22 protein-coding genes are annotated in these 19,738 nt (G+C 69.5%); 15 read left to right on the top strand and 7 right to left on the bottom strand.

What is annotated here, in order from left to right; all coding sequences use genetic code 11:
• Nucleotides 1-224: 224 nt before the first annotated feature.
• The 5 genes from tuf to ACIGEZ_RS14330 all read right to left on the bottom strand — a co-directional run bounded on the left by tuf (nt 225) and on the right by ACIGEZ_RS14330 (nt 5,366).
• Nucleotides 225-1,418, bottom strand: coding sequence for an elongation factor Tu (gene tuf / locus ACIGEZ_RS14350; protein ID WP_399830366.1), 1,194 nt, complete (start codon nt 1,416-1,418; stop codon nt 225-227).
• Nucleotides 1,419-1,568: 150 nt separating this feature from the next.
• Nucleotides 1,569-3,695: an elongation factor G gene (gene fusA, locus ACIGEZ_RS14345; protein WP_399830363.1), complete on the bottom strand. Its 2,127-nt coding sequence runs from the start codon at nt 3,693-3,695 to the stop codon at nt 1,569-1,571.
• 39 nt (nt 3,696-3,734) lie between these two features.
• Nucleotides 3,735-4,205, bottom strand: coding sequence for a 30S ribosomal protein S7 (rpsG, locus tag ACIGEZ_RS14340; RefSeq protein WP_345486254.1), 471 nt, complete (start codon nt 4,203-4,205; stop codon nt 3,735-3,737).
• A gap of 2 nt (nt 4,206-4,207) precedes the next feature.
• A complete protein-coding gene (gene rpsL / locus ACIGEZ_RS14335) occupies nt 4,208-4,579 on the bottom strand; it encodes a 30S ribosomal protein S12 (RefSeq protein WP_003948652.1) in 372 nt (123 codons plus the stop codon).
• A gap of 331 nt (nt 4,580-4,910) precedes the next feature.
• Nucleotides 4,911-5,366: a helix-turn-helix domain-containing protein gene (locus tag ACIGEZ_RS14330; RefSeq protein WP_399830360.1), complete on the bottom strand. Its 456-nt coding sequence runs from the start codon at nt 5,364-5,366 to the stop codon at nt 4,911-4,913.
• 243 nt (nt 5,367-5,609) lie between these two features.
• Between ACIGEZ_RS14330 and ACIGEZ_RS14325 the strand changes: the two genes are divergently transcribed.
• Genes ACIGEZ_RS14325 through ACIGEZ_RS14315 form a run of 3 tightly spaced genes read left to right on the top strand, consistent with a single transcriptional unit; the run spans nt 5,610 to nt 6,896 of the window.
• A complete protein-coding gene (locus ACIGEZ_RS14325) occupies nt 5,610-5,900 on the top strand; it encodes a WhiB family transcriptional regulator (protein ID WP_399830357.1) in 291 nt (96 codons plus the stop codon).
• Between the two features lie 46 nt (nt 5,901-5,946).
• On the top strand, nt 5,947-6,693 hold the full coding sequence (locus ACIGEZ_RS14320) for a hypothetical protein (protein ID WP_399830615.1): 747 nt from the start codon (nt 5,947-5,949) through the stop codon (nt 6,691-6,693).
• Nucleotides 6,687-6,896 carry a hypothetical protein gene (locus ACIGEZ_RS14315; RefSeq protein WP_399830354.1) on the top strand — a complete coding sequence of 70 codons (210 nt, stop codon included), beginning with the start codon at nt 6,687-6,689 and terminating at the stop codon, nt 6,894-6,896. The genes ACIGEZ_RS14320 and ACIGEZ_RS14315 overlap by 7 nt, the downstream gene beginning before the upstream one ends.
• Before the next feature lie 63 nt (nt 6,897-6,959).
• On the opposite strand, the gene ACIGEZ_RS14310 is transcribed toward ACIGEZ_RS14315, so the two are convergent.
• Nucleotides 6,960-7,787, bottom strand: a complete 828-nt coding sequence (locus ACIGEZ_RS14310) for a hypothetical protein (RefSeq protein WP_399830352.1) — start codon at nt 7,785-7,787, stop codon at nt 6,960-6,962.
• 321 nt (nt 7,788-8,108) lie between these two features.
• On the opposite strand from ACIGEZ_RS14310, the gene ACIGEZ_RS14305 reads away from it, so the two are divergent.
• The 4 genes from ACIGEZ_RS14305 to ACIGEZ_RS14290 all read left to right on the top strand — a co-directional run bounded on the left by ACIGEZ_RS14305 (nt 8,109) and on the right by ACIGEZ_RS14290 (nt 10,060).
• On the top strand, nt 8,109-8,516 hold the full coding sequence (locus ACIGEZ_RS14305; RefSeq protein ID WP_399830349.1) for a hypothetical protein: 408 nt from the start codon (nt 8,109-8,111) through the stop codon (nt 8,514-8,516).
• A gap of 140 nt (nt 8,517-8,656) precedes the next feature.
• Nucleotides 8,657-9,268: a phage tail protein gene (locus ACIGEZ_RS14300; protein WP_399830347.1), complete on the top strand. Its 612-nt coding sequence runs from the start codon at nt 8,657-8,659 to the stop codon at nt 9,266-9,268.
• Nucleotides 9,269-9,356: 88 nt separating this feature from the next.
• Complete coding sequence (locus tag ACIGEZ_RS14295; RefSeq protein ID WP_399830344.1) at nt 9,357-9,647, top strand: hypothetical protein; 291 nt, start codon at nt 9,357-9,359, stop codon at nt 9,645-9,647.
• Between the two features lie 119 nt (nt 9,648-9,766).
• On the top strand, nt 9,767-10,060 hold the full coding sequence (locus tag ACIGEZ_RS14290; RefSeq protein ID WP_399830341.1) for a hypothetical protein: 294 nt from the start codon (nt 9,767-9,769) through the stop codon (nt 10,058-10,060).
• A gap of 50 nt (nt 10,061-10,110) precedes the next feature.
• Here the strand turns inward: ACIGEZ_RS14290 and ACIGEZ_RS14285 are convergent, their stop codons facing one another.
• Nucleotides 10,111-10,914 carry a hypothetical protein gene (locus ACIGEZ_RS14285; protein ID WP_399830338.1) on the bottom strand — a complete coding sequence of 268 codons (804 nt, stop codon included), beginning with the start codon at nt 10,912-10,914 and terminating at the stop codon, nt 10,111-10,113.
• A gap of 305 nt (nt 10,915-11,219) precedes the next feature.
• On the opposite strand from ACIGEZ_RS14285, the gene ACIGEZ_RS14280 reads away from it, so the two are divergent.
• The 8 genes from ACIGEZ_RS14280 (at nt 11,220) to ACIGEZ_RS14245 (ending at nt 19,732) form a co-directional block, all read left to right on the top strand.
• A complete protein-coding gene (locus tag ACIGEZ_RS14280) occupies nt 11,220-11,432 on the top strand; it encodes a hypothetical protein (protein WP_399830336.1) in 213 nt (70 codons plus the stop codon).
• 101 nt (nt 11,433-11,533) lie between these two features.
• The gene (locus tag ACIGEZ_RS14275; protein WP_399830333.1) at nt 11,534-12,607 is read left to right on the top strand and encodes a hypothetical protein; all 1,074 of its coding nucleotides are present in this window, start codon (nt 11,534-11,536) and stop codon (nt 12,605-12,607) included.
• A gap of 29 nt (nt 12,608-12,636) precedes the next feature.
• The gene (locus tag ACIGEZ_RS14270) at nt 12,637-13,839 is read left to right on the top strand and encodes a phage tail protein (protein WP_399830330.1); all 1,203 of its coding nucleotides are present in this window, start codon (nt 12,637-12,639) and stop codon (nt 13,837-13,839) included.
• Entirely contained in the window at nt 13,836-15,083 is a 1,248-nt protein-coding gene (locus tag ACIGEZ_RS14265) for a tape-measure protein (RefSeq protein ID WP_399830327.1), read from the top strand. The genes ACIGEZ_RS14270 and ACIGEZ_RS14265 overlap by 4 nt, the downstream gene beginning before the upstream one ends.
• A 46-nt stretch (nt 15,084-15,129) precedes the next feature.
• Entirely contained in the window at nt 15,130-16,053 is a 924-nt protein-coding gene (locus tag ACIGEZ_RS14260) for a phage distal tail protein (RefSeq protein ID WP_399830324.1), read from the top strand.
• 38 nt (nt 16,054-16,091) lie between these two features.
• Nucleotides 16,092-17,291, top strand: a complete 1,200-nt coding sequence (locus ACIGEZ_RS14255) for a hypothetical protein (RefSeq protein ID WP_399830321.1) — start codon at nt 16,092-16,094, stop codon at nt 17,289-17,291.
• 31 nt (nt 17,292-17,322) lie between these two features.
• On the top strand, nt 17,323-18,540 hold the full coding sequence (locus tag ACIGEZ_RS14250; protein WP_399830318.1) for a hypothetical protein: 1,218 nt from the start codon (nt 17,323-17,325) through the stop codon (nt 18,538-18,540).
• A gap of 52 nt (nt 18,541-18,592) precedes the next feature.
• The gene (locus ACIGEZ_RS14245) at nt 18,593-19,732 is read left to right on the top strand and encodes a hypothetical protein (RefSeq protein ID WP_399830315.1); all 1,140 of its coding nucleotides are present in this window, start codon (nt 18,593-18,595) and stop codon (nt 19,730-19,732) included.
• The last annotated feature ends 6 nt before the right edge of the window (nt 19,733-19,738 follow it).

The following is a 19,738-nucleotide window of genomic DNA, read 5'->3' as shown; positions in this document are numbered from 1 at the left end:
CGACGTCCCGATCTCAAGTTGTCTCCACCCCTAATGGTCATGACACAACTGACCGGCGCATGCTACGGGACGTCGGGTTTACATCTGCCACCGGGGGGTACACGTGTCGCCCACTCACCCCCCACACGGGGGAAAAGCGGAGGACCCCGCACCGCCGAAGCGGTGCGGGGTCCTCTCAGGAGCTCTGTCGAGCTACCAGGTCAAACCACCGAGTTCGTGAGAACTTACTTGGTGATCTTGACGACCTGGCCGGCGCCGACGGTCCGGCCACCCTCACGGATGGCGAACTTGAGGCCCTCCTCCATGGCGACGGGCTGGATCAGCGCGACGGTCATGGAGGTGTTGTCGCCCGGCATGACCATCTCGGTGCCCTCGGGGAGGGTCACGACGCCGGTCACGTCCGTGGTACGGAAGTAGAACTGCGGGCGGTAGTTGTTGAAGAACGGGGTGTGACGGCCACCCTCGTCCTTCGACAGGATGTAGGCCTGGGCCTCGAACTCGGTGTGCGGCGTGACCGAACCGGGCTTGATGATGACCTGGCCGCGCTCGACGTCCTCGCGCTTGATGCCACGGAGGAGCAGACCGACGTTCTCACCGGCCTGGCCCTCGTCGAGCAGCTTGCGGAACATCTCGATGCCGGTGACCGTGGTGGTGGTCTTCTCGGTCTTGATGCCGATGATGTCGACGGTCTCGTTGACCTTGAGGACACCACGCTCGATACGACCGGTGACGACGGTGCCACGACCGGTGATCGTGAAGACGTCCTCGATCGGCATCAGGAACGGCTTGTCGACGTCACGCTCGGGCTGCGGGATGGACTCGTCCACGGCCTTCATGAGGTCGAGGAGCTTGCCGCCCCACTCCTTGTCGCCCTCGAGCGCCTTGAGCGCCGAGACGCGGACGACCGGCAGGTCGTCGCCCGGGAACTCGTACTCGGTGAGGAGCTCACGGACCTCGAGCTCGACGAGCTCCAGGATCTCCTCGTCGTCCACCATGTCGGCCTTGTTCAGGGCGACGACGATGTACGGAACGCCGACCTGGCGGGCCAGGAGCACGTGCTCCTTGGTCTGCGGCATCGGGCCGTCGGTGGCGGCGACCACGAGGATGGCGCCGTCCATCTGCGCCGCACCCGTGATCATGTTCTTGATGTAGTCCGCGTGACCGGGGCAGTCGACGTGGGCGTAGTGACGCGACTCGGTCTGGTACTCGACGTGCGCGATCGAGATCGTGATACCGCGCTGGCGCTCCTCGGGAGCCTTGTCGATCTGGTCGAAGGCCGAGGCCTCGTTCAGGTCCGGGTACGCGTCGTGCAGCACCTTGGTAATGGCGGCCGTGAGGGTCGTCTTACCGTGGTCAATGTGACCGATGGTGCCGATGTTGACGTGCGGCTTAGTCCGCTCGAACTTCGCCTTCGCCACTGGGGTCCTCCTGGAGTGGTTCTGAACGCCTTGCTTCATCGGCGCCAGGTGATCTTTGCTGGGATGCCAGGCGCCGGGGCCCGATCCCTCGGGTTTCGGGGGCTGAGCCCCGGCGACTGGTGTCAAGCCTAAAGCGTGAACTCGGGAGAGTTACTCGCCCTTGGCCTTCGCGATGATCTCCTCGGCGACGTTCCGCGGAACCTCGGCGTAGGAGTCGAACTGCATCGAGTAGCTTGCGCGACCCGAGGTCTTGCTGCGGAGGTCTCCGACGTAGCCGAACATCTCCGAGAGGGGCACGAGGCCCTTCACGACGCGAGCGCCGCTGCGCTCCTCCATGGCCTGAATCTGGCCACGGCGGGAGTTGATGTCACCGATGACCTCGCCCATGTAGTCCTCGGGCGTGACGACCTCGACGGCCATCATCGGCTCAAGGATGACGGGAGAAGCCTTGCGCGCGGCCTCCTTGAAGGCCTGCGAGCCGGCGATCTTGAAGGCGAGCTCGGAGGAGTCGACCTCGTGGTAGGCACCGTCGAGAAGGATGACGCGGACGCCAGTCATCTCGTAGCCGGCCAGGATGCCGAACTGCATGGCCTCCTGCGCACCGGCGTCGACCGAAGGGATGTACTCCTTCGGGATGCGGCCACCGGTGACCTTGTTCACGAACTCGTACGAGGCGTCGCCGCCCTCGATGGGCTCGATCGCGATCTGCACCTTGGCGAACTGACCGGTACCACCGGTCTGCTTCTTGTGGGTGTAGTCCACGCGCTCGACGGCCTTGCGGATCGTCTCACGGTACGCGACCTGCGGCTTACCGACGTTGGCCTCGACCTTGAACTCGCGACGCATACGGTCGACGAGGACATCGAGGTGAAGCTCGCCCATACCACCGATGATGGTCTGGCCGGTCTCCTCGTCCGAGTGAACCTGGAAGGAGGGGTCCTCCTCCGCGAGACGCTGGATGGCGACACCCAGCTTCTCCTGGTCACCCTTGGACTTGGGCTCGATCGCGACCTGGATGACCGGCGCCGGGAAGTCCATGGACTCCAGGATCACCTGGTTCTTCTCGTCGCACAGCGTCTCACCGGTGGTGGTCTGCTTCAGGCCCATGACGGCGACGATGTCGCCGGCGCCCACCGAGTCGATCTCCTCACGCTTGTTCGCGTGCATGCGGTAGATCTTGCCGATGCGCTCCTTCTTGCCCTTGACGGAGTTCAGCACCGAGGTGCCGGCCTCCAGGCGACCCGAGTAGACCCGGATGAAGGTGAGCTTGCCGAGGTGCGGGTCGCTCGCGATCTTGAACGCGAGGGCGGCCAGCGGCTCGTCCTCGGACGGCTTGCGCTTCACGACCAGCTCGGCGTCCTTGACGTCGTGGCCCTCGATGGCCTCGACGTCCAGGGGCGACGGCAGGTAGCGCACGACCGCGTCGAGCAGGGGCTGAACACCCTTGTTCTTGAACGCGGTGCCACAGAACACCGGGGTGACCGTGGTGTCGCCGCCCTTGCCGGAGGCGATGGTGATGCGACGGATCGCGGCGTACAGCTGCTCCTCGGTGGGCTCCTGGCCCTCGAGGAAGAGCTCCATGATCTCTTCGTCGTTCTCGGCGACGGCCTCGACGAGCTTGCCGCGCCACTCCTCGGCGAGCTCGGTGTGCGTGGCCGGGATGTCGACGACGTCGTACATCTCACCCTTGGTGGCCTCGGCGGACCAGACAAGGGCCTTCATGCGGACGAGGTCGACGACGCCCTGGAAGTCGGCCTCGGCACCGATCGGGAGCTGCATGACGATCGGGGTCGCGCCGAGGCGGTCCACGATCATGTCGACGCAGCGGAAGAACTCGGCACCGGTGCGGTCGAGCTTGTTGACGAAGCAGATACGCGGCACGCCGTAGCGGTCCGCCTGACGCCAGACAGTCTCGGACTGGGGCTCGACACCGGCGACGCCGTCGAACACCGTCACGGCACCGTCGAGCACGCGGAGCGAACGCTCCACCTCGACGGTGAAGTCGACGTGGCCCGGGGTGTCGATGATGTTGATGGTGTGGTCGACGTCCTCGAGCGGCCAGTGGCAGGTCGTCGCGGCGGACGTGATGGTGATGCCGCGCTCCTGCTCCTGCTCCATCCAGTCCATCGTGGCAGCGCCGTCGTGGACTTCACCGATCTTGTACGAGACGCCGGTGTAGAACAGGATCCGCTCGGTGGTGGTCGTCTTGCCCGCGTCGATGTGAGCCATGATGCCGATGTTGCGCACCTTGGCAAGGTCAAGCGAAGTGGTAGCCATATCGGCTCAGTCTTCTCTCGGTCTCGATGTGGGTTGCGACTACCAGCGGTAGTGCGCGAAGGCCTTGTTGGACTCGGCCATCTTGTGCGTGTCCTCGCGCTTCTTGACCGAAGCACCCAGGCCGTTCGAGGCGTCCAGGAGCTCGTTCATGAGGCGCTCGGTCATGGTCTTCTCGCGACGGGCGCGGGAGTAGCCGACCAGCCAACGCAGCGCGAGGGTGGAGGCGCGACCGGGCTTGACCTCGATCGGCACCTGGTAGGTGGCGCCACCGACACGGCGGGACTTGACCTCGAGGGACGGCTTGACGTTCTCGAGAGCGCGCTTCAGCGTGATGACCGGGTCCTGGCCGGTCTTCTCACGAAGACCCTCCATGGCGCCGTACACGATGCGCTCGGCGGTGGAACGCTTGCCGTCCAGCAGGATCTTGTTGATCAGCGAGGTGACAAGAGGAGAGCTGTAGACCGGGTCGATGATGACCGGGCGCTTCGGGGCGGGGCCCTTACGAGGCATTCTTACTTCTCCTTCTTGGCGCCGTAGCGGCTGCGAGCCTGCTTACGGTTCTTGACGCCCTGCGTGTCGAGGGAACCGCGGATGATCTTGTAACGAACACCCGGCAGGTCCTTCACACGGCCACCACGCACGAGCACGATGGAGTGCTCCTGCAGGTTGTGACCCTCACCCGGAATGTAGGCCGTGACCTCGATGCCCGAGGTCAGACGCACACGCGCGACCTTACGGAGGGCCGAGTTCGGCTTCTTCGGGGTGGTCGTGAACACACGCGTGCAGACGCCGCGGCGCTGAGGGGAACCCTCGAGTGCGGGCGTCTTGTTCTTCTCGACCTTGTCCTGCCGGCCCTTACGGACCAGCTGCTGGATCGTAGGCACTACTTCTCCGGTTTCTGTGTGCCGTCGGTAAAACTAACCTGGAACGTCGCCGACCCACGCGGTCGGGTGTGTCGAATCCCGCGGACCTCCGCCAGAGGCGGAATTGGGCGCGGATTGCGGCGGCCGGTCTCGGACGCTGCGTGCGGTTGAGGACACGCACGCGGCTCCGGGCACACCCCAGGCACAAGGCTTGAGCGTACCTATCGCATGGACTCCGGTCAAAACAAATGCCCACGCGCAGCCTGCCCGGGCGACGTGGGTGAACGACGCCCGGACGGCTGCGGCACGGGTTGGCGGTGGGTGTGCGGAGGTACGCGGCGTTCGCCGCAGGTCAGTCCTGGGCTGCGCGGCGCGCCTCGGCGACGGTCGGGATCGCGCCACCCTCCGCCTCCGGCTCCGGCTCCAGGAACTGGGTGACGACCTTGACGAAGACGTCCATCCGCTCGTCCGGGACGCCGAGCCAGCGTGCGAAGTCCTCCATGGTCGGCTGCCAGTCCCCCGGCGGCAGGAGATCCGCCGCGAGCGGCAGCTCCTCCGGGGTCACGCGCCCGGACCTGATCAGCATGTCGCGGACGGACACCCCGAGGAGCGGGGCGATCCTGCGCATGGTCTCCAGGTCGGGCATGCTCTGGCGCTGCAGCAGCCGGGTCACGGCGGCGCGATGCACTCCTGCCTCGTCCGCGATCCTGGACTTTCCGCCTCCGCGGGGGCTGTCGATGTCGTAGCCGCGCGCTCGCATCAGGCCCTCGACCCATCCTGCGAACTCGTCGAGCCCTTGAGTGCTCATGTGTGTACCGCTCCCTCTAACTCCCCCACCCTTCGAGCCCCTTACTTTAGCGTGCTTGCGCGCACGGAATTACGTGCTTTCGGGCACGCAATCGTGTCGAATCGGTGAAGGGGTCACCACAAAGGTAGTTGCGAGCTCGCACGCAACATGTCAGTGTTCTCGCCGCCGCACTCGTCGGCCTCCTGAGTCCCAAGGGCCCCACTGGCCTCAGGGGCAAGGGGCCCCGGACCGTGGAGAACTTCCTTGCACCTGCCCGACACCTCCCCCTGGCAGGCCGCCGCAGCGTGCGCCGGCCTCTCCCCGTCCGTCGTGTTCTCGCGACGGGGCAAGGAGGCGGCCCCGGCGCTCCGCGCCTGCACCGTCTGCCCCGTCCGCCGCGAGTGCGAGGCGGCCGTCGCCCCCGCCGAGAGCTGGTTCGACGGCGTCTGCGCCGGCCGGCTGTGGCGCAACGGCCGCCCGGTGAAGCCACGCCGGCGCAAGGGCGCCGCCGTGAACGCCGACGACATGCTGGTCGGGGGCGGCGACCGTGACTGAGCGCACTGCCACCGACACCGCGGCCGACACGCCCTTGAAGGCGCCCGTGGACACACCCGACACGCTCGGCGTCGTCGCCGACGAGCGGGTCGTGCGGGACATCACGCTCTGGACCGCCTCCCTCGTACGACAGTTCCCCGAGCTCGCCGAGGAGCTGGCGCCCGGCCGCAGCTCCCCCGCCGGCACCGCGCCCACCGCCCCGCACCCGGGGCGCGACGAGCTGATCCGCGAGGAGCGGCGCGAGGCGCTGCTGCTCGAACAGCGGCACGGCCTCTCCGTACCCGGTCACGGCGCCGCCCCGATCCGGCTGCACATCTCCGACGCCATACGCGACATCACCGACGGCGTGGTGGAGCTGGAGGAGGCGGTCTGCGCCCGCCTCGGGCTGCCGCGGCCGCGCCGGGCCGGGGTCGTCGAGCGGCTGCGGCGGGTCGCCCTGCTGCTCGACGCGATCGCCGGCCACCCCGTGCTGGCCCGGCACGTGCGGGACGAGATCCGCCGGATGGCCCGCCGCTGCGCCCGGACGCTCGGCGACTCCGAGACGGTCGTACGGGTGTCGGGCCGCTGCCCCTGGTGCGACTCGGTGTCACTGCGGGCGTTCCCCGACCGGCGCGCGGTGCTGTGCGTGAACCCGGCGTGCGTGTGCACGGACGAGGCGTGCGGCTGCCAGGACGACGCGGCCTACCGGCACCTGTGGCCGGAGGCGGAGTGGGCGGAGCTCGCGGGCGCGTCGGGAGCGCGCACGGACGAGATCGAAGCGGCGATGGACGACACGAAGGAGACCTCATGCTGAGCTCGACCGCGCTTTCCCTGCCGGCTCTGATCCCGGGCCCGCTCGCCGCCGAGGAGGCGGGGGTCGCCCCGGCGACGATCCGCAAGTGGGTCCAGCTGGGCCACCTGCGCGCGGCGGGGAAGGCGGGCCGGGCGCAGTTGTTCCGCCTGGAGGACGTGTTCGCGGCGGAGCGGGCGGCCCGCCGCCGCGTTCGTACCGCCTGAAGGCCGTCCGCACCTGCGCAAGCGCCCCGTGTCTCTCACGAGAGACACGGGGCGCTTCGTCGTTCAGTCCTCCAGGAAGCGGTGCAGGGACTCGGCCATCGCGGCCACGAAGCGGTCCCGGACCGGCTCCGGTACGCGGTCGAGGGAGAGGTACGGGTTGAGGTCCTCCAGCTCGACCAGGAGCAGCTCGCCCTCGGGGGTGCGGCAGGCGTCGATGCGCTGGATGCCGTGGTCGAGGGTGTTCCAGTCGACGAAGCGGCGGGCGAAGCCGATGTCGGCCTCGGTGGCCTCGTACGGCTCGAGGGCCCAGCGCCGCCCGGGGTCGGGGGCGTTCAGGGCGTACTGGAAGCGGTCGTCGACGAAGTAGAAGGACACCTCGTAACGGAAGTCGATGCGCGGCTGGACGAGGATCCCGCCGTAGTCGAGGCCGGCCAGCTCCTCGCGGGGCAGGAAGGACAGCCCTATGGAGTCGGCGCCGGCCTTGGGCTTGACCGCGTAGGTGTCGGCGGCGGGCAGCCGGTCGAGGTCGGCGGCGCGGTCGACGGTGGGGATGACGGGGAGCCCGGCGGTGGTGAGGTCGAGCAGGTACTGCTTGCCGGCCATGTCGCCGCGGCCGTGCAGGGGGTTGTAGACGCGGGTTCTGAGCGCGGTGGCGCGCTCGCGGAAGGCGTCGTAGGCCTCCTGGTAGTGCAGGACGGGCCCGCTGTTGCGTACGACGACGGCGTCGAAGCCGTCCATGAGGGCAGCGGCGTCGCGCGGGTGGCACAGCGCGAGGTCGAACTCCTCGCGCAGCCGGGCGGTGAGCTCGATGTCCTCGTCGCAGTAGCGGCGCCCGCGGGCGGGGTAGGCGAGGTCGGTGACGTAGAGGAGACGGGGGCGGACGGCGGGCACGGGGCGGCTCCTCGGGGGTTCGGGGAGGCCCAACCTATCGGCCCCGTCCCTTCATCTCCAGGCATCACCCCAGGTCAGGGCCATGGAACGGCCTTTCTGGCGCGGAATCCCGAAGTCGGCCACCGAATTAGTTGCGTGCGCGCACGCTCTCTGTCACAGTTGGTGCAGCGGCGGAGCTGCGCCCGCAGGACGGGACGCGGCCTCCGCCGTCCGCCGTCCGGGAGCGCTCCGCGCCCCCGCCCCCTTCCCCGCGTCGAGCGCCCCGGGCGGCCCCCCGCACCACTTCCGTCCCGCCCTCCCCTTCCACCGAGGAGAACCGTCATGACCACTCCCCCGAGTGCGTTCCCGGACGTCGAGAAGCTGGTCGTCGACGTCCTCAAGGCAGACCCGGCCCTGGCCGGCGTCACGGTCGCCGCCCAGGCGCCGGCCGGCTTCGACGGCACGCAGAACGCCGTCCTGGTGAACCGCCGCGGCGGCGCCTGGCTCGGCGACCTGCACGTCGACATGCCGCTGATCGAGTTCGAGGTGTACGGGCCGACCAAGACCGCGGCCCACGTCCTCGCCAACGCCGCCCGGCGCGCCCTGCTCGCCACCATCGGCAAGCAGCTCGGCGCCAACGTCGTCAGCGACGTCGAGGAGCAGGACGGGCCGCGCTGGATGCCCGACTACCTCTACCGGGGCGCGAACCGCTACCTCTGCGTGATCCGCCTCTCCCTGAACGTCTTCTAGACGCTCACGAGCGCCTCCCGGCCGCTCACCCCACAGACCAGGCCTCGCCGACCGGCGGGGCCTTTGCCGTACCCGGGTCCGGAACTCCGGAACCGCGGGGCGGCGCTCTCTCACACCCTCTCAACAAGGAGCAACCCACCATGGCAGGAAACAACTCCGCCGAGATCCGCGTCGCAGGCACCGGCAAGCTCTACGTGGCCGACGCCGGCACCTCCCTCCCGGCCACCTTCGGCACGGACTCCGCCGCCGACTGGTCCGGCGCGGGCTGGAAGGACCTGGGCTTCACCACCGGCGACGGCGTCACCTTCTCGAAGAAGGACAAGCTGGAGGCCATCGACTCGTGGCAGTCGGTCTCCCCGATCCACTACATCTACTCGGCCCGTGACCTCTCGCTGAAGTTCTCGCTGCTCCAGTTCAACGAGGACACCCTCCCGTTCTTCATGGGCGGCGACGCGGTCAAGGCCGAGCCGACCCCGGCGGTCGACACGTACCGCTACGAGATCGCCGAGCGTCCGTTCGCGGACGTGCGCGCCCTCGGCCTGGAGTTCACCGACGTCAAGGCCGGTGGCACGACCGCGGTGAAGTACCGCTTCATCATCCCGCGCGGCCAGGTCACCGCCACGGACGACATCAAGCTGGCCCGCAAGGCCGCGTCCCAGCTGGGCGTCACCTTCACCGCCATGTCGAAGGGCGACGGCAAGCCGCTGGCGACCTTCCTCATGAAGGACAGCCAGTACTCCGCGACCGTCTGATCCTTCTCCACCCGGGGCGGGACGGCGCTCGGCCGTCCCGCCCCACCCCTCTCCTCTTCACTCACTCGAACAAGGAGTACGCATCACCATGGCCCGTTTCGACGTCAACGCCGCACGCGCCCAGCGCCTGGAGGCCACCGGCCGCAGCTGGTCCTTCGAGCTGGACGGCGAGTCCTACACCCTTCCGACCGAGCTCTCCCGCGCGACCGCCAAGGCTCTGCGCAAGCTCGACGACAACGACGTGGACGGGCTGCTCGCGCTCCTGATGGGTGAGGAGCAGTTCGCTCGCTTCGAGCAGCACGACATCACGATGCAGGACGTCGCCGCCATTCTGGAGGCCTACGGCAAGGAGACCGGGCTCGGCCTGGGGGAAGGCTGAGCCTCGTCGAGTTCGCCGAAGAACACGCCGAGGCCCTTGAGGCGGATCTCCTCCGCTATTACGGCACCGATCTCCTCGACTGGTACCGGGGTGAACTCTCGAGCCGGCGCCTGATGGTCATGGTCAAGCACCTCCCTCAGGACAGTGCCGTTCAGCGCGAGATCCATGGGGAGGCCGCGGAGTGGTCGGTCTCCGACCATCTCATCGCGGCGGCGGTGGACCATCTGGCCGTCGCCAACTGGATGTTCTCGTGCGTCAACATCGGCGAGGACGACGATCCACCCGAGTTCCCGAAGCCCGTCCCGCGACCCGGTGTCACGGAGGACGACGGGAAGGAGCAGGACGAGCACCCCACCGACGGGAGCGCCGACGAGGCGGTCTCCCCCGCCGCGCTCGCCCGCTTCTTCGGCTGACGCCACGGAGGCCGATGCCACACCCCCGCGGCCCCCGGAGCCCGTTCCCGTCAGGGAGCGGGCTCCGGGGGCGCTTCCTGTGCTCGCTCGGCGGCCATGTCCTCCTCCAGGGCCCTGGCCCGATCGGAGAGGCGGCGTCCCCGGCGGCTCGCGCGCGCGTCCGCTGCGCCGGACTCGCCGCCGCGCCGGTCGGACGTGGCCGCGGCCTGGACGGGTACGCCGTTGAGCGGCGGCACTATCGGGCGGCCGCCCTTGCCGCGGACGACCTTCCGCACCGGCTGGGCGTTCCTGCGGGCGCGGCTCTCCTGGGCGGTCAGCAGGACGTCCGCCTCGGGCTCCGAGACGGGTTCGGGCTCCAGTGCGGATTCCGGCGTGCGATCGGGTTGCGGCTCGGGCTCGGATACGTACTCGTGCTCGGGTCGCTGTTCGAACAGCTCGCGCTCCCTGCGGACGCGCTCCTCGGCCTGCACCACGACGGCCGGCGGCTCCAGGAGCCGGGCGAAGGGCAGCGCGATGACCCGGGCCCCGTCCTGGTTGGTGTCCGTACGCCGCTGGGGGCGCCGGATTCCACGCGCGTCACCCTGCCCCTGTGCGTAGGCGTCGGCGACGCGCTTCTCGTACTCACGGCGGATGCGCGGCAGTTCGTCCGAGACGGCCTCGGCCCAGCCGGCGGTGAACGCGGCGGTCTCGCGGCGGTCCACCTCGGCCCGGGGCAGTACGACGAGGTCCTCCGGGGCGTACCCGGCGACGTGGACCAGTTCGGCGAGTCGTGCGAAGAGATGGGGCAGGTCCGGATGGGATTCGAGCCAGTCGACGGCCCGCTCCCGCCGGTTAGTGCCCGGCTCCGTGTCCATGCGTCTGCACTGCCTTCCAGCCCCCTAGGGTCCCCACGCGCCCCTCGCGTCCCCCGCCCCCCGACTGTGTCAGGCCCGGGGAACGCGCCTTCCAGAGTACCCCGGTCGAACACAAGCTCCGATCAAGGACCAACCCCCACAGGAAACCCCCAGGAAGACACACCGTCAGGCGTTTCGCGCTCGACAAACACCGAACAGATGTTCCACACTCTGTTCGCACAGCAGTTCGAAAATGTGGTGCCCCCGCTCCTCACTCCGCGGCGCCGCCACGCACGCACGGGCAAGCAACCGGAAGGCAGGCGTCCATGACTCAGCAGGCCGAGGCATCGCGACCGCACATCCCGCTCCAGGACCGCCTCCGCCAGCTGCTCGACGGACCCGCCGCCCTCGACAAGAGAGCGTTGCTCGGCACGCTGTACGCCGAGGTCAACCGCCGCGAGGCCGTCGCCTACGTGGCGGGCTGGAACGACGCCCTCGCGACGGTGCGGCGCGGCTCCCGCCAGGACGGCGACGCCTAGCCGCCCCGACCGCCCGCCCCCACGCACGAGCCCCTGCCGAAGTTCCCTACCGGCAGGGGCTTTTCGGCGCTTGGCCGTCACCGGCCGGAAGCGGAGCAACCATGGCAAAAACGATCGACGACCTCTCCAATGAGGTCGCCCAGCTCAGGGACGCCCTCACCAAGGGCACCGAGAACTTCACCTATAAGGTCCCCAACGCGAAGGACGACAAGAAGCAGGACGACAAGACGGCTCTTGTCTCCCAGCTCAAGCACTCCCTCATCGGCGACGCCCCCAAGATCCTGACGGAGGAGGCCACGCAGCCGTGGGTCAAGCAGATCGGGGACATCCACGAGGAGGCCACGAAGGCCCCCCTGACGGAGTGGCTCGAAGCCGCCGGTCTCGACGGAGTCGCCGCCGGCGTCGAGAAGATCAAGGAGGGGAAGAACTTCGGGACCATCTGGCCGTACTTCGCCTCGGCCTTCATGGGCCTGGCCATCCCCGCGATCGGTCTCCTGCTGGCGGCGATGTCGATCAACATCGTCCGGAACGTCACGGAGAAGATCACCGGCCGGATCCTCGCCGGCAACGCGAACGGCGGGTGGAGTCTCCAGAACCGTACGGCCGTCGAGCAGCGCGAGAACCGCGTCTTCAACGGCGGCACCAGCCTCGCCGACATCCCGCCGGGCACGAACTTCGACGCCCTGCGCAACCAGCTCCAGACGCTGAACCCGCACCTGGAGAAGTTCAACGACCAGGCGCCCAAGTTCACCAGGGAGTTCGGCAAGCTGCCGAAGGCGAACGCGATCACCAAGACGGCGGATGCCGTCGAGAAGATCAAGAACGCCCTGACCGGCCTCGACACCGACAAGATCACCGCGCTCGCCAAGGCACTCGGCAAGCTCACCGGCGCCGTGAAGCACCACGACCCCAAGAAGGTGCCGGACCCCGGCAAGATCGAGCGGCTCAACACCGCCATGGCGGCCGCCAACCCCGCCGCGATCAAGGAAATGGCCACGGCGACCGGCAAACTCGCCAGCGCCCAGCGGCACTTCGACCCGAAGAAGCTCCCCAAGGCCGGCAGCCTGTCGTCGGCTGCCCGGGCCGCCGAGCGGCTCGCCGACGCGGGCAGGGACGTGGCCCAGGCGTTCAACAACCTCAGGCTCGCGGCCCAGCGCACCGCCGCCGAGATCTGATCCCCACCCACCCCGAAAGGAGGTAACCCATGTCTCTGACCAGCTCCATGAAGAAAGCGTCCGACGCCCTGCGCAACATGAAGACGCAGGCCGCCGGCGCCGCGACCTCGGTCAAGAAGGTGGGCGACGCCGGCAACTCGGCCAACGGGCAGCTCAAGAACCTCAAGACCAACGCCCAAGGCTCCGGCACCCAGCTCAAGAACCTCAAGACCGCCTCGGACAACGCCGAGAAGTCCATGACGAAGGCGGGCAGGACCGCCGAGACCGCCGGCACCAAGCTCGGCAAGTACGAGTCCGGCGCCGGCAAGGCCGCCAAGGGCCAGGACAAGCTCAACAAGTCCATGAAGGGCAACTTCCTCGCCCGCCTGATCGAGCTGTTCATGCCGCTCATCCAGAAGATCGTCGACATGGCGATGCAGTCGAAGACGATGCAGAAGGTCATCAAGAAGGCCTTCGACGCCATCAAGGTCGTGATCAGCGCGGTCATGAAGGCCATCGGCCCGATCATGAAGAAGGCCGGCGACCTGATCAAGACGGTGTGGAACGGCATCAGGACGGCCATCTCCGTCGTCGTCAAGGCCGTCGCCACGGTCATCAGGACCTACGTCAACATCTGGAAGACGGTCATCACCACGGTGATGAAGGCGATCAAGACGGTGATCGGCACCGTCTGGAACGGCATCAAGTCCGTGATCACCCCGGTGGTCAACTGGATCAAGAGCGCGATCCCGAACGCCTTCCAGGCGGTCAAGGACAAGATGTCGTCCATCTGGAACGGCCTCAAGGACATCGCGTCCCGGGCGTTCAACGGCATCAAGAGCGGCGTGTCGGGCCCGATCAACGCCGTGATCGGCCTGATCAACCGGATGATCAGCGCCGTCAACCGGGTCAAGGTCAGCGTGCCCGGCTGGGTGCCGGTCGTCGGCGGCAAGACCTTCGGCGTCAACATCCCGACCATCCCGATGCTCGCCACCGGTGGTGTCGTCATGCCCCGCGCCGGCGGTGTCCCGGCGATCATCGCGGAGGCCGGCGAGGCCGAGGCCGTCCTCCCCCTGTCCAAGCTGGACCGGCTGCTCGCCCTCACCGCCCGCCGCGCCCGCATGTCGGCGCAGATGCAGGCGGGCGGCGGCGCGGGCGGCGGGCTGCACATCGAGCACTACCACGCGGCCCGCAACAGTGACCCGCAGTCCACGGCCGACGCACTGATGTACCTGGCGAAGGCACGCGGATGAGCGCCGTCGCAGCCTTCCCGAACCCGTTCCAGGGTGCCGCTCCCGTGATGAGCTCCCTGCGCCGGAGCGTCGGTCAGGCGGGCGACTCGATGAAGCGCCTCACGCAGGACGTGAAGCGCGCGGCCGGCGGGGTGGACAGGTTCGCCGCCGGTCTGCGGAGCGCCGGCACCTCCGTACGGTCCTTCGGGACCGGCGCGGCCGGCGCGGCGACCTCCGTCCGCCGGATGGGCCGGTCGAAGGCGGGCAACGGCGTACGGCGGATCGGCACCGCGGCGGGCAAGGCGAGGACGGTCGCCGGCAGGCTCGGCCCCGGCATCGGCGGGCTGCTGTCGATCCTCGCGCCCATGCTGCCCATCACCGACACCATCACCCGGCTGATGGACACCTACGGCACCGTCATGACCGTCGCCTCCGTCGCCATGACGGCCGTCAACGTCGCCATGCGGGCCAACCCGATCGGCTTCCTCGTCGGCATCCTCGTCCCCGTCGCCGCGTGGCTCATCGAGTACGCGGTCAACACGGAGGCCGGTCAGCGGATCATCAAGCAGGTCATGCAGCAGGCCCTGAAGGGCTTCCAGGCCGCCTGGAAGTTCCTCCAGCCGGTCATGAAGGCCCTCGGCCAGGCCGTCGGGACCTACTTCAAGGCGTACCTGACCCTGTTCACCAGCGCACTGAAGATCATCGGGTCCGGAATCGACGGCATCTCGCGGGTCCGCACCGCCGTCACCTCCGCGTCCAACGCGCTCCGCGGCATCGCCTCCGGAGCCTTCGGAGGGATCCGCGGCGCCGTCCAGCCGCTCCTGTCCTTCTTCACCGACAAGGTCCCGGGGTTCTTCCGCACCGCCAAGGATGCGGTGGGCAGGGCGCTGCACGGGATGGGTGAACTGATCAAGGGTGCCCTGAGCGCCGTCCTCGGCGTCGTCAAGGGCCCGATCAACGGCCTCATCGCCTTCGCCAACTGGATCATCGACGGCCTCAACAAGCTGAGCTTCAACCTCCTCGGCAAGAAGTTCGGCGTCGACCTCGACAAGATCCCGATGCTCGCCGAGGGCGGTGTCGTCTTCCCCGGCGCCGCCGACGCGCCGCGCATCGACTCGCTCACCGTGCTGGAGAACCGCCGCGTCCCGGCCCTCACCGAGCCCCCCAGGCAGCCCCACCGCATCCGGGACTTCCACGAGGACCCCGGCGCCGGCCCCCGGTCCACCGCCGAGGACCTGCTCTTTCTCGCCGGCGCCCACTGCTGAAGACCCTGCTCACCCGACACCCCCTCAGAAGTGAGGTGACGGCCCCATGGCCGAGACCACAACCACATACGCCGGAAGCAACTTCACCGCCGACCTCGCGCCCGGCTCGCTGATCACCCAGGACGGGCAGATCCAGTGGGCCGGGCTTCTCATCGGGCCCGGTACGCCGTTCGCCGTGGACCGGACCGGGCTCCAGGGCTGGGAGGACCTGCCCGAGTACGACTCCTCCGACGCCGACCGGCCCACCTCGCACGGCGCCTGGCCCGGCTCCCGGTACGCCAAGCCGCGCAAGATCAGCGGCACCGTCGTGCTGGTGCCCGAGTACAACGGCGCCGGCGAGGCCATCCGCGCCCTGCGCCAGTCGCTCGCCCTGCTCGACGAGGAGCGCTGGCTCACCGTCCGGCTGCACGGTGAACTGCTCGCCGTACGCGCCCGGATCGCCCAGCGCGTGGTCCCCGCGGACCAGGGCTTCGCCACCCAGGGCAGCTCGAAGATGTCCATCCAGTGGCTGGCCTCGGACCCGCGCCGCTACGCCGTCAACGAGCAGACCGCCACCACCACCCCGCCGCAGCCCGAGAGCGGTCTCACCTGGCCGCTGACCTGGCCGCTCAACTGGGGCCAGGCCAAGTCCACCGGCGACGCCGTCGCCGAGAACACCGGCTCCGCGCCCACCCATCCGGTGATCGTCTTCCGCGGTCCGTGCTCCATGCCGACCGTCACCGAGCGGGTCAGCAAGCGCCGGCTGCGGTACGCGATCGACCTGGCCGCCGGTGACGAGCTCGTCGTCGACACCGCCAACGGCACGGTGACGCTCAACAACACCGCCTCCCGCCGGCACACCGCGATGGCCGACTCCAGCCCCGAGGAGCTGTTCCTCCTCGAACCGGGCCGCACCGAGCTGTCCTTCCGCCCCGACGCGTCCACCCCGGACGCCCTGTTGACGGTCCGCTGGCGCAGCGCCGAGTGGTGACCGAAGGCCCCGTTCCACTCCCCCCAAAGAGGTGAACCATGACTGTACGAGCCGCCTGGCTCCAGCCCACGGGCCAGACCCGCGAGGACACCCGTCTCACCCTGGCCGCCCTGCTCACCCCGAGCGGCCAGAGCCCCGAGGAGACCCCGCTGCGCTCCCGCCCGGGCATCGTGCCGGGCGGCTTCGTCCTGACCGGGACCGCGCCCATGCAGTGCACGATCGGCACCGGCCGGGCGGTCCTCCAGGGCAAGGACACCCGCCAGGGCGCCTACCTGGTCAGCGCGGTGGCACCGGAGACGATCACCATCGCCGACGGCGATCCGCAGAACGACCGCATCGACCTGATCGAACTGGCCGTCATCGACGACGACTACGACAAGACGGGCACCACCGACGCCGTCATCCGCCTGGTCAAGGGCGTGCCGGCGGCCGTCCCGGTCGCCCCGGCGAGCGGGACGGGCAGCACCATGCCGCTCTACACCGTCCGCGTCCCCAAGGGCATCTCCGCCGGCAACGGCGGCATCGCCTGGACGGCCGGCGGGGTCACCACCCAGCACTGGCCGGTGGTGGCGCTCGGCGGCATCCTGCCCACCAGCGGCTTCAAGGGCGCGTACGTCGGTCAGTACCGCGACGCGGGCGGCGCCCTGCAGCGCTGGGACGGTGCGGCCTGGATCCCGTACGCCAAGGCGCTCGGCGGCATCGCCCCCGGCACCGCGGTGTCCACCGGCAGCTACGCCGGCCAGTACCGGGACAACGCCGGGATCCTGCAGCGCTGGGACGGCTCGGCCTGGCAGTACGCCGAGGGCACGGCGAAGATCCTGTTCGGCGCCACCCAGTGGCTGTCCGGCCAGCAGCAGAGCGTCAGCCCCAACGAGTGGACCGTGCTCAACCTGCCGACCGTCGAGGTCGACGACACCACCGGCTGGAACGGGAGCAACACCTACGTCGTGCCGCGCACCGGCTACTGGCGGGTCTACGCCCAGGCCGTCTGGGCGGGCGACTCGCAGACCGGCATGCGCGGCTCCCGCGTCCTGATCAACGGCACCGGCCAGTCCCGGATGACCTGGCTGACCCCCGCCGGCAACGGCGCCGTGTCGGTGGGCGGCGAGGGCCTGGTCCGGCTCACCGCGGGCGACCGGCTCCAGCTCGCCGGATTCCACAACGCCGCCGGGGCGATCAAGACGCTCGGCGGCTCCGGCTACGCGTGCACCCTCACCGCCGAGTGGCTCAAGTCCTGACGCCCCTCCCCTCCCCCGATTGGAGAACCCCATGAACCTGCGCAGCAGCTGGGTCGCCGAGACCGGCCAGACCCGCGAGGACACCCGTCTCAACCAGGTCGGCGCGACCACCATGATCAACCCGGTGCAGGTACGCTCCGGCATCCTGCCCGGCTCGTACGACGGCATGTACCGTCTTGCCGGCTTCTGGACGACCGGCGCCACCGCCATGGCGGCGACCGTCTCCGAGGGCCGGGCCGTCATCCAGGGCGACATCTCGCAGGGCGTCTACCCGGTGTCCCTGCCGGCCTCCGTCCAGGTCACCTTCGCCCCGGGCGACGCCCAGTACGGCCGGATCGACCTGATCGTCCTGAAGATCTACGACAACCTCTACGACTCCTCGAACCGCAACGAGGCCAAGGTCGAGATCATCCAGGGCGTCGCGGGCCCGACCCCGGTGGCCCCGGCCACCCCGCCGCGCAGCCTCCCGCTGTACGAGGTGACGGTCCCGGCCGGCGCCAGCGCGGGCAACGGCGGCATCCCGTGGAACACCGCCCTGAAGGACCTGCGCACCGCGGTCGTCTCGGTCGGCGGCATCCTGCCGGTCGAGGGCCCGGTGCTGCGCGGCGCCTACCCGGGCCAGTACCAGGACACCGCGGACGGCCAGATCCAGCGCTGGGACGGCGGCAAGTGGGTGTCGTACCCGGCGGCCGTCGGCGGCATCATCCCGGCCTCGGCCTCCACCCTCCCGGCCAGCTACACGGGCCAGTACCGGGCCACCGCGTCCGGTCCGCTGCAGCGCTGGAACGGTTCGGCGTGGGCGCCGGCCTACCCCGGGCCGTACTTCAACGACTCCCTCGACGGCGGCTACACCATCTCGACGACCTACGTGAACACGCTGGTCGACCGGGCCGAGAACCCGCTGTCGGTGACCTTCGTCGCCCCGGAGAGCCGGCAGGCGATCCTCACCTTCGGTTCGAAGATCGAGCTGGCCCTCAACAGCGGCACCACGGGCATCGCCAGCACGGCCTACATGTGCGTGCGCATCACCCAGGGCACCGCCGTCCACCGCGAGCTGGACGACGAGCTGGCCGCGTGCGCCTCCAAGTCCGCCGACCCCACGGACGCCGTCTCGGCCTCGACCACCCAGCGCATCCACAGCCTGACGCCGGGCGCGACCTACACGGTGACCGCGTACTACCGGAGCTCCAACGCCAACGTGCGGGCCTGGTTCGACAACAGCTTCATCCAGGTCACGCCGCAGTACTGAGCCGCGCGCCGTCCCGCAGCCGCCCGACCGCCCCCTTCCACAGGAGATCTCCATGCCCGTACGCTCCGGCTGGTTGATGCCCACCGGGCAGACCCGTCAGAACACCCGTATCACCGACATCGGCGCCACGACGCCCGTCAATCCGCTCGCGTCCCGGTCCGGCATCCTGCCGGGCACGTACGACGGCAAGTACCGCGTCGGCGGCCTGTGGATGGCCGGCACCGGCCCGATGACGGCCACCGTCTACCACGGCAAGGCCGTCATCCAGGGCGGCACCACGGACGGCGCCTACCCCGTCGCGCTCGACGAGGACATCACCATCACCTTCGCCGACGGCGACCCGCTCAACCCGCGCCTCGACCTGGTCGTGGTGCGCGTGTACGACAACGACGTCGACGCCCTCGGCAAGTACGAGGCCGTCGTCGAGATCGTCAAGGGCACGCCGGCCGCCAACCCGGTGGCCCCGGCCGCCCCGGCCCGCTCGCTGACGCTGTTCACGGTCCTGGTCAAGAAGGGCGCCTCCGCCGGCACCGGCGGCATCGACTGGGTCGGCGGCGCGGCCACCGACCTGCGCACCACGCTGGTCTCGGCCGGCGGCATCCTGCCCGTCTACAACAACGCGGGCGTGCCGGGCGCCTACCCGGGCCAGTACCAGGACAACGACAACGCCCACTTCCTGCAGCGCTGGGACGGCACCGCCTGGGTCGCCTACCCCAAGGAGGTCGGCGGTGTCGCCCCCAGCGGCACGGTGTCGGCGGGCAGTTACGCCGGCCAGTTCCGCGACAACTACGGCGCCCTCCAGCGCTGGAACGGCTCGGTCTGGGTGAACTACCAGCCGCCGGTGGAGGTGGAGACCACCAACTCCGGTGCGGTCGCGCTCCCCAACTGGTCGATCGTGTCGTTCTCCGGCCGCAAGACCAAGGGCGGCCTGTGCACCATCACCGTCACGGTCACCCGCACCGGCGCCCAGGTCGACGCCAACAGCGCCGGCAACATCGGCGACGAGCCGCTGTGCACCATCCCCTCCGGCTGGCGCCCCGGCATCGACTTCGAGGCGGTGGCCAGCGACGGCTTCGGTTCGGGCGGCGCCAACATCTACACCAACGGCCAGGTCAACCTGCGGACCTGGTCCTCCAACGGCGCCCTCGCCGCCGGGCGGAACATCCGCGTGTCCGCCACCTACGTCCAGTAAGGAGGC

Source organism: Streptomyces sp. NPDC085481, assembly GCF_044541845.1.
GTDB lineage: Bacteria > Actinomycetota > Actinomycetes > Streptomycetales > Streptomycetaceae > Streptomyces.
Note: the sequence above shows the minus strand (reverse complement) of the source record. Positions and strands in the feature narration are given on the sequence as shown.